This is a genomic window from Bellilinea sp. (assembly GCF_034432615.1).
Lineage (GTDB): Bacteria > Chloroflexota > Anaerolineae > Anaerolineales > Anaerolineaceae > Bellilinea.
Genome location: NZ_DAOUBL010000132.1, coordinates 1 through 6,419, shown reverse-complemented (window position 1 = coordinate 6,419; position 6,419 = coordinate 1). Strand labels below are relative to the sequence as shown.

Genomic DNA, 6,419 nt, shown 5'->3' with positions numbered 1-6,419 from the left:
CAGCAAACCGCCGACTTCAACCGCGACAAGGGCTTGAAGGTCTTCGAAAACATCCTGCAGGCTCAGCCTGAAATCAGCGGCGTCTTCGCCCACAATGACGAGATGATCCTCGGTGCCATTCAGGCCGCCGAAGCCGCCGGACGCACCGGTATCGTCTTCGTCGGCTTCGATGCCATTGACGACGCCGTACAGGCCGTCAAGGACGGCAAACTGGCCGCCACTGTTGCCCAGCAGCCAGACGTGATGGGCAAACTGGCTGTTGAAACGGCTGTCAAATACCTGAGCGGCGGTAAAGTCGAAACCTACATCCCCGTACCGCTCAATCTGGTTACCAAATAAGCGACAAACCAACGGGTTTGGGGGCGGCTGGCCCGCCCCCTGCCCGCCTTTTTTCGAGGTTGCATGACACAAGACATTCCCCGTCTCAAGCTGGAGCATATTTACAAAGCCTTTCCCGGCGTGCAGGCTGTTCAGGATGTCAGTCTGGAAGTGTACGGCGGTCAGATTCTGGCGCTGGTCGGCGAAAATGGCGCCGGTAAATCCACGCTGATGAACATTGTCAACGGCGTGGTGCAACTCGATTCGGGAAACATTTACCTGGATGGTCAGCCGGTGCAAATCACTTCGCCGCGCCGGGCATTGGAACTGGGCATCACCATGATCCATCAGGAACTGGCGCTCATTCCCGAATTGACCGTCGGACAGAACATTTATTTGGGACGGGAACCCCGCCGCCTGGGGGGTTGGATTGACTGGCCGCAGGTTTATCGGCTGGCCCAGCAAGAGCTGGACCGGCTGGGCATTGAAGTTTCGGCACGCGCCAAAGTGGCCGATTTGAGCATTGCCGAACGCCAGCTGGTTGAAATTGCCAAAGCCCTTTCCTATCAGGCGCGCCTGATTGCGCTGGATGAGCCTACCAGTTCACTGACCAGCCGCGAAACCGAAACGCTCTTCCGGCTGGTGCGCACCCTGCGTCAGGAAGGCGTTGCCCTGATCTACATCTCCCACCGGCTGGAAGAGGTCTTTGAGCTGGCTGACCGGATTGCCGTGATGCGTGACGGGCAGCTGGTAGCCGAAGGCAATGCCGCCGAATTCACCCCCAACCGGCTGGTGCAGTTGATGGTTGGACGCGAACTGACCGAATTTTTTCCAAAAAGCAATACCCAGCGCGGTGAACCGATTTTGAAGGCGGTGAATTTGCAGGCCGGCAAGGAGGTGCGCGGGGTTTCTTTTGAACTTCACCGTGGAGAAATTGTCGGCATGGCCGGACTGGTCGGCTCCGGGCGCACCAACGTTGCCCGCCTGTTGTTCGGCGCCGACCCGCTCAAAGAGGGCGAAATCTGGCTTGAAGGCAAGCCGGTGCGCCTGCGTTCCCCGCGGGATGCCATCCGGCTGGGGATCGGACTGGTGCCGGAAGATCGCAAAGCCCAGGGGGTGTTCCTCAAGCAAAGTGTACGTTACAATGCCGCCGCCGGTTTGCTTCAACGGCTTTCACGCTTCAGTTTCATCAATTTCCGCGCCGTCAATCAGATTGTGCGTGAACTGGTGGAACGTTTGCGCGTGCGCACGCCATCGCTCAACCAGCAGGTCCGCAATCTTTCGGGCGGCAATCAACAAAAAGTGATCATCGCCCGCTGGCTGGCGCTCAACCCCAAGGTGCTGATCATGGATGAGCCGACCCGCGGGGTGGATGTCGGCGCAAAGGCGGAAATCCACGCGCTGATGAACGAACTGGCCGCGCAGGGCATGGCGATTTTGATGATCTCTTCCGAATTGCCGGAAGTACTTGGGGTCAGCGACCGGATTCTGGTAATGCGCGAAGGGCGTCTGGTTGCCGAACTGAGCCGTGAGGAAGCCAGCCAGGACCGCATCATGCAGGCAGCCACCGGCCAGGCCTGATGAAGGGAAGCGAGGTGCATTGATGAAATCCAGCAATTCTTCAAACCAGCTGCTATCGTTCATCCGCCGCGCCAGCACCTACTTGATTTTGCTGGTGATTCTGGTATGGTTTGCCCTGCTCTCACCCGACTTTCTGACCGTCAACAATCTGCTCACGGTTGCCCTGCAGACCTCATTAATTGCTCTGGTTGCCATCGGCATGACCTTTACCATCATCACCGGCGGCATTGACCTGTCGGTCGGCTCAACTGCCGCGCTGGCGGGCGTACTGGCAGCCGGAGCGGCTACCCGGCTTGGGCTGGGTACCTATCCGGGCCTGCTGATCGGTCTGCTGAGCGGGGTGGGTATCGGTTTCCTCAACGGGGCGTTGATCGTCTGGGGGCGCATGCCGCCGTTTGTAGCCACACTGGCCACCATGGCAATTGGGCGCGGCCTGACTCTGGTCTATACCCAGGGACGCCCGATTGCCGGTCTGGATAAAGCCTTTACTTTTTGGGGCGGGAGCGGCTGGCTTGGTGTTCCCGTACCGGTTTGGGTGCTGCTGGTGGTTGCCGTTGTGGCACACATCATTCTCAAACAAACGCCCCTGGGTCTGCGCATTTTTGCGGTCGGCGGCGGCGAAGAAACCACCCGCCTGGCGGGCGTAAACGTTGGCCAGGTCAAATTCAGCGTGTATGTGTTCAGTGGAATCTGCGCCGCATTGAGCGGTTTGATTCTGACGGCCCGGCTGTGGTCAGCCCAGCCCAATGTGGGGATTGGCCTGGAACTGGATGCCATTGCCGCTGCCGTATTGGGGGGCAGCAGTCTGGCGGGCGGCATCGGCGGTATTCCGGGCACGCTGGCGGGGGCGTTCATCATCGGCATTCTTTCCAACGGCCTGAACCTGCTGGAGGTGCCTTCGTACAACCAGCAGGTGGTCAAGGGGGTAGTCTTTATTGTGGCCGTCATGCTGGATTACTTTATCAAACAGCGCAAAGCCCCTGCCCCTGCCGCTGCAGCAGAAGAAAGCTGATCGATTCATCCAGGCTACGTCTTCCTGTTAAACCAGAGGTACGCCCAAAGCCAACCCCTTTGACCATCGGGGATAAGAGCGGATATTGAAACTCAAGAAAGCTGACTCGCTTAACCTGAAATCCTTTTTTCCCAAATACCGGTTTTCAGGCGGGCAATCCATTCATCCACTTCATCCGAAGGCAGGTTCAACACCACCTGCCAGTAACGCAGCTGAGGGGGGCTCAGCCCGCGCCCCTTGCGGGAAAGCAAGTAAGCCCGCAAAGCATCATCCCCCCAGGTTGTCCGCAGCCAGCGGATGGCGTTCCAATTACCGCTCTCCAGAATGCGCCCGGCGATATACTCGCGGTGAGCGTCCCAATCCAGCCGGTTGAAATCCACATCCCAAAACAGGGAACGCAGGAAGTCGGGCAGGCCGATAGGGTGTGAGTTCGTCATCGTGTTCTTTAATCTATTCGTCTAATTGGGTTAACACTTATAACAGCAGTCAAGCCTTCGATAGAATCAGACTGTCTTTGAGTAGATGCTGCATCTCTTCGCTCTCCTGCGGGGTGGCGGCGATCATATCCACGGCGATCCCCAACCGCTCGGAGAAAAAAAAGAAATAAGGCCTCATCCTTTCCAGCGGATTCGGATCCTGGCTGCGGGTCAAAATCAAGATATCCGCGTCGCTCAGGCCGGTTTGTTCGCCGCGCGCCAGAGAACCGAACAGGCGGATTTCGATGATTTCAGGAAATGCGATCTGGGCTTCGCCGGCGACCTGCTGCAATTTGCGGAGAAGGTCAGCTCGATTCAACCAGATGGCTTTCACAGAACCTGAGGATGTCACCTGCCGCATTTACTGCCTCCCTCGCCTGTTTTTCCGTAAAATAATCGGCCGGTTTTCCGGCCGCAAAACCGTTGGGATAGCGGGTTGGAATATAGTATAAATCCAGAAGTCTGGCCTGATCAACAAGTCCGGCTGGTATCGGTACATGCTCCTGCAAAAGGGAAAACATCTCGGTCAGCGAATGCCCCCACAGGGTTATTCCTAATCGCAGCCCTAATGCCTTGAGGAGTTTCTCGGCAGCTTGCTGCGAAGTAAAACAGGCCCACTCGTAGTATTCGTGTTCCAAATCTAACCAGGCTCTTTGCAAATCTCTCTTACCCTGTTGATACCAGTCGTTCCACCTGTTCATAGAAAACAAGCGGCAGAGGAAGCCGCATCCTCCTTTTCTTTACAAACAACTTTATTAACCTGAGTTCGGATCATCTTATCCGCGTCCCATTTCGCATTTTTGGCCCCCTCCCACCTCCCCCAATATCGCCTATGCGATATTGGGGGAGGCGCAGAAGGGAGTTCATTATGCTACTGGTTTTTTTTCGCTTATGCCGAAGTCACGTTTATTATCTCATAATTGTTCTTCTTGTCAAACCCGTCGCAGGCGCAGTTCTCCCTCGCCGCTCAGGCGCACGCGGCGGTGACCGCCCCGCTGCTCCAGCACCTGCCCTCCCTCCACCTGCCAGTCCGGCGGCAGGCTGAATTCCGCCGTAAAGCGCGCCGGCTCAGTTTGCAACACGATTTCCTCCGCACCGCGCCGCACTTCGGTGACCTCGGCGGTCAGGTAATGCAGGGTCAGCCCCTCCCCCAGCCGCCAATCGAGCGGCAGAATCAGCCCGCGGCGCGCCTCGACTCGCACGGGATGACCGCCAAACAGATCGCTCCCCTCCAGCCGGATAGTGGTTTCAAGCGGGTCGTCCTGATAATTATTAACGAACAGAAAACGGCCGTTTTCGCCCTCGCTCAGGCGCACATCCGCCCAGTCGCTCAGTTCAAACAAACGCGGGATGTCCATCTTCAGCGCCATCTGATCCAGCACGTTCAAATCCTCCAGCGCGCTGATCGGCAGGGCAGCCCCCAGCATCATCACCCGCCCCCTGCCCAGGCTCTTGACGAAGCCAACCGTTTCTCCCTCAGCGCTGCTGGCAAAAACCTCATCAAATTCTGCACCGGCGTAGGTTTCCAGAAAATCTACCGGTACATGCGGCTGGTCAAAAATGCGGATTTCGTGCCGCTCGAACGGCGGGCGGGTGTTGACCGCACGAATGCCCAGCGCCTGCTGCAAAAGAGCCGCCGGCCGGCGCTCAAAATCTTCCACCGGCATCCGGCCGATCAGAATCAACCGGCCGCCGGCGCGCACATACTCCACCAGTTTGTGCTGCACCGCCGCCGGGCACTGCCGTTCCATCATCATCCAGCAGTGCGGCGTGCTGGAAACATCCAGTTCAGCCCGGCCGATTTCCAGCGCATCAAACGGGCGGTGCGTCAACGCCAGCCCCCGCCCAATCTGGTCGAACAAAATCACCTCGCGCTGATGGGTGATCTCATCCAGCCATGCCCGTTCCAGCGGGTGGCTGACCTCGCTCATAAAATAATCCAGCAAAAACGCCACATGGGTAGTGTACCGCGGGCGGGCAAGCAGCAAATCCTCGCCATACGCCGCCAGCACCCGCGAAAGACGGGGGTAACGGGCATAGTGGCGGCGCAGCGAGCCGTCCTTGCGCACCGGGTGGCCCCAATCGTGCCGCCGCACCGGACTGAGCAGCGCGTCGTTTTCGCCGTCAAAGAACAGGTAATGATTGACGGCGCGCATCCCATTCGAAAGACACAGGCGGGTGTGCAAATCATAAAACGAAGATTGGGCGTTCCCAAAATCGGGATTGCCGCCGGCCTGAAACTCAATCGAAAACAACGGCTGCCGCGGGTTTTGCAAAGCCCTGGTCATCTCGTTGACCAGCAGCAGCTGATGAAAATTGCCCTCACCGATGAACAGGGGATAAACATCCGTGGCGCTGACGAAGCCCTCGCTTTCCATCACCTCCACCAGCTGGGAAAGGCCGATTGGAAAAGTCTTCCCGCCGTTGGCAAAGCCGTGAATGTTGACCACCGGCGGCAGCTCCATGCCGTTGTGCCGGGCTTCCTGTTCAAGGAAGGCAGCATATTCGCGCAGGTAGGCGCGGTAAAAGCGGCGGTAATCCGCGGCTGCCTGCGGCCCGTAAGGGTGGCGCGGGTCGCTGAGCGCGTCTTTCAAAAAGGAGGACAGGTCGGCAGCCGGATACCGGCTGCGGAGTTCAGCCGCGGGGCAGATCTGTTCCAGAAAGCGGGCAAAACGCGCCAGCGTGTCGGGGTTCAGGTCAAACAGATTGCGCACCCAGTGCGGCATGCCCATTTCGTTATCCAGTTGAATGAAGAGGATCTTACCGCCGCGCGTCACCTGCCGCGGAGTGAGTACCTCGAAAACGGCGCGGTACCAGCGGCGCACGGCGGCGGAAAAATCGGGGTGCAGATAACTGGCCAGGTTTTGCACCTCCCCGCGCTGGTTCACCACCGCCGCTTGAGGATAATTTTCAAAAAACCACGGCGGAATGCCCTCGTTGATGGTTTCGGCCATGATGTAGGGGCCGGGGCGGGCGATGACGAACAACCCCATCTCCGCCGCCAGGTCCAGAAACCCGGCCAGATTGCGCAG

The 6,419-nt window shown here is 58.3% G+C and carries 7 protein-coding genes; 3 read left to right on the top strand and 4 right to left on the bottom strand.

Annotated features, from left to right (window positions below):
* From VAE48_RS06015 to VAE48_RS06005, 3 genes are all read left to right on the top strand, one after another.
* Positions 1–339: substrate-binding domain-containing protein (locus tag VAE48_RS06015; RefSeq protein WP_322792413.1), on the top strand; the 339-nt coding region annotated here is incomplete at its 5' end.
* A 63-nt stretch (positions 340–402) separates the two neighbouring features.
* Positions 403–1,899, top strand: a complete 1,497-nt coding sequence (locus VAE48_RS06010) for a sugar ABC transporter ATP-binding protein (protein ID WP_322792412.1) — start codon at positions 403–405, stop codon at positions 1,897–1,899.
* A 22-nt stretch (positions 1,900–1,921) separates the two neighbouring features.
* Positions 1,922–2,911, top strand: a complete 990-nt coding sequence (locus VAE48_RS06005) for an ABC transporter permease (protein WP_322792411.1) — start codon at positions 1,922–1,924, stop codon at positions 2,909–2,911.
* Positions 2,912–3,021: 110 nt separating this feature from the next.
* Here the strand turns inward: VAE48_RS06005 and VAE48_RS06000 are convergent, their stop codons facing one another.
* The 4 genes from VAE48_RS06000 to VAE48_RS05985 form a co-directional block, all read right to left on the bottom strand.
* Positions 3,022–3,348, bottom strand: coding sequence for a DUF6922 domain-containing protein (locus VAE48_RS06000; protein WP_322792410.1), 327 nt, complete (start codon positions 3,346–3,348; stop codon positions 3,022–3,024).
* A gap of 49 nt (positions 3,349–3,397) precedes the next feature.
* Positions 3,398–3,721, bottom strand: coding sequence for a nucleotidyltransferase domain-containing protein (locus VAE48_RS05995; RefSeq protein ID WP_322792409.1), 324 nt, complete (start codon positions 3,719–3,721; stop codon positions 3,398–3,400).
* The gene (locus VAE48_RS05990; protein WP_322792408.1) at positions 3,693–4,088 is read right to left on the bottom strand and encodes a HEPN domain-containing protein; all 396 of its coding nucleotides are present in this window, start codon (positions 4,086–4,088) and stop codon (positions 3,693–3,695) included. The genes VAE48_RS05995 and VAE48_RS05990 overlap by 29 nt, the downstream gene beginning before the upstream one ends.
* A gap of 231 nt (positions 4,089–4,319) precedes the next feature.
* Positions 4,320–6,419, bottom strand: a 2,100-nt coding sequence (locus VAE48_RS05985) for a beta-galactosidase (protein WP_322792407.1), incomplete at its 5' end; no start/stop codon positions are given.

Excerpts from the sequence above, each read along its gene's own strand:
- VAE48_RS06000 (WP_322792410.1), bottom strand. The coding sequence starts at position 3,348 with ATGACGAACTCACACCCTATCGGCCTGCCCGACTTCCTGCGTTCCCTG.
- VAE48_RS06005 (WP_322792411.1), top strand. The coding sequence starts at position 1,922 with ATGAAATCCAGCAATTCTTCAAACCAGCTGCTATCGTTCATCCGCCGC.
- VAE48_RS06010 (WP_322792412.1), top strand. The coding sequence starts at position 403 with ATGACACAAGACATTCCCCGTCTCAAGCTGGAGCATATTTACAAAGCC.
- VAE48_RS05990 (WP_322792408.1), bottom strand. The coding sequence starts at position 4,088 with ATGAACAGGTGGAACGACTGGTATCAACAGGGTAAGAGAGATTTGCAA.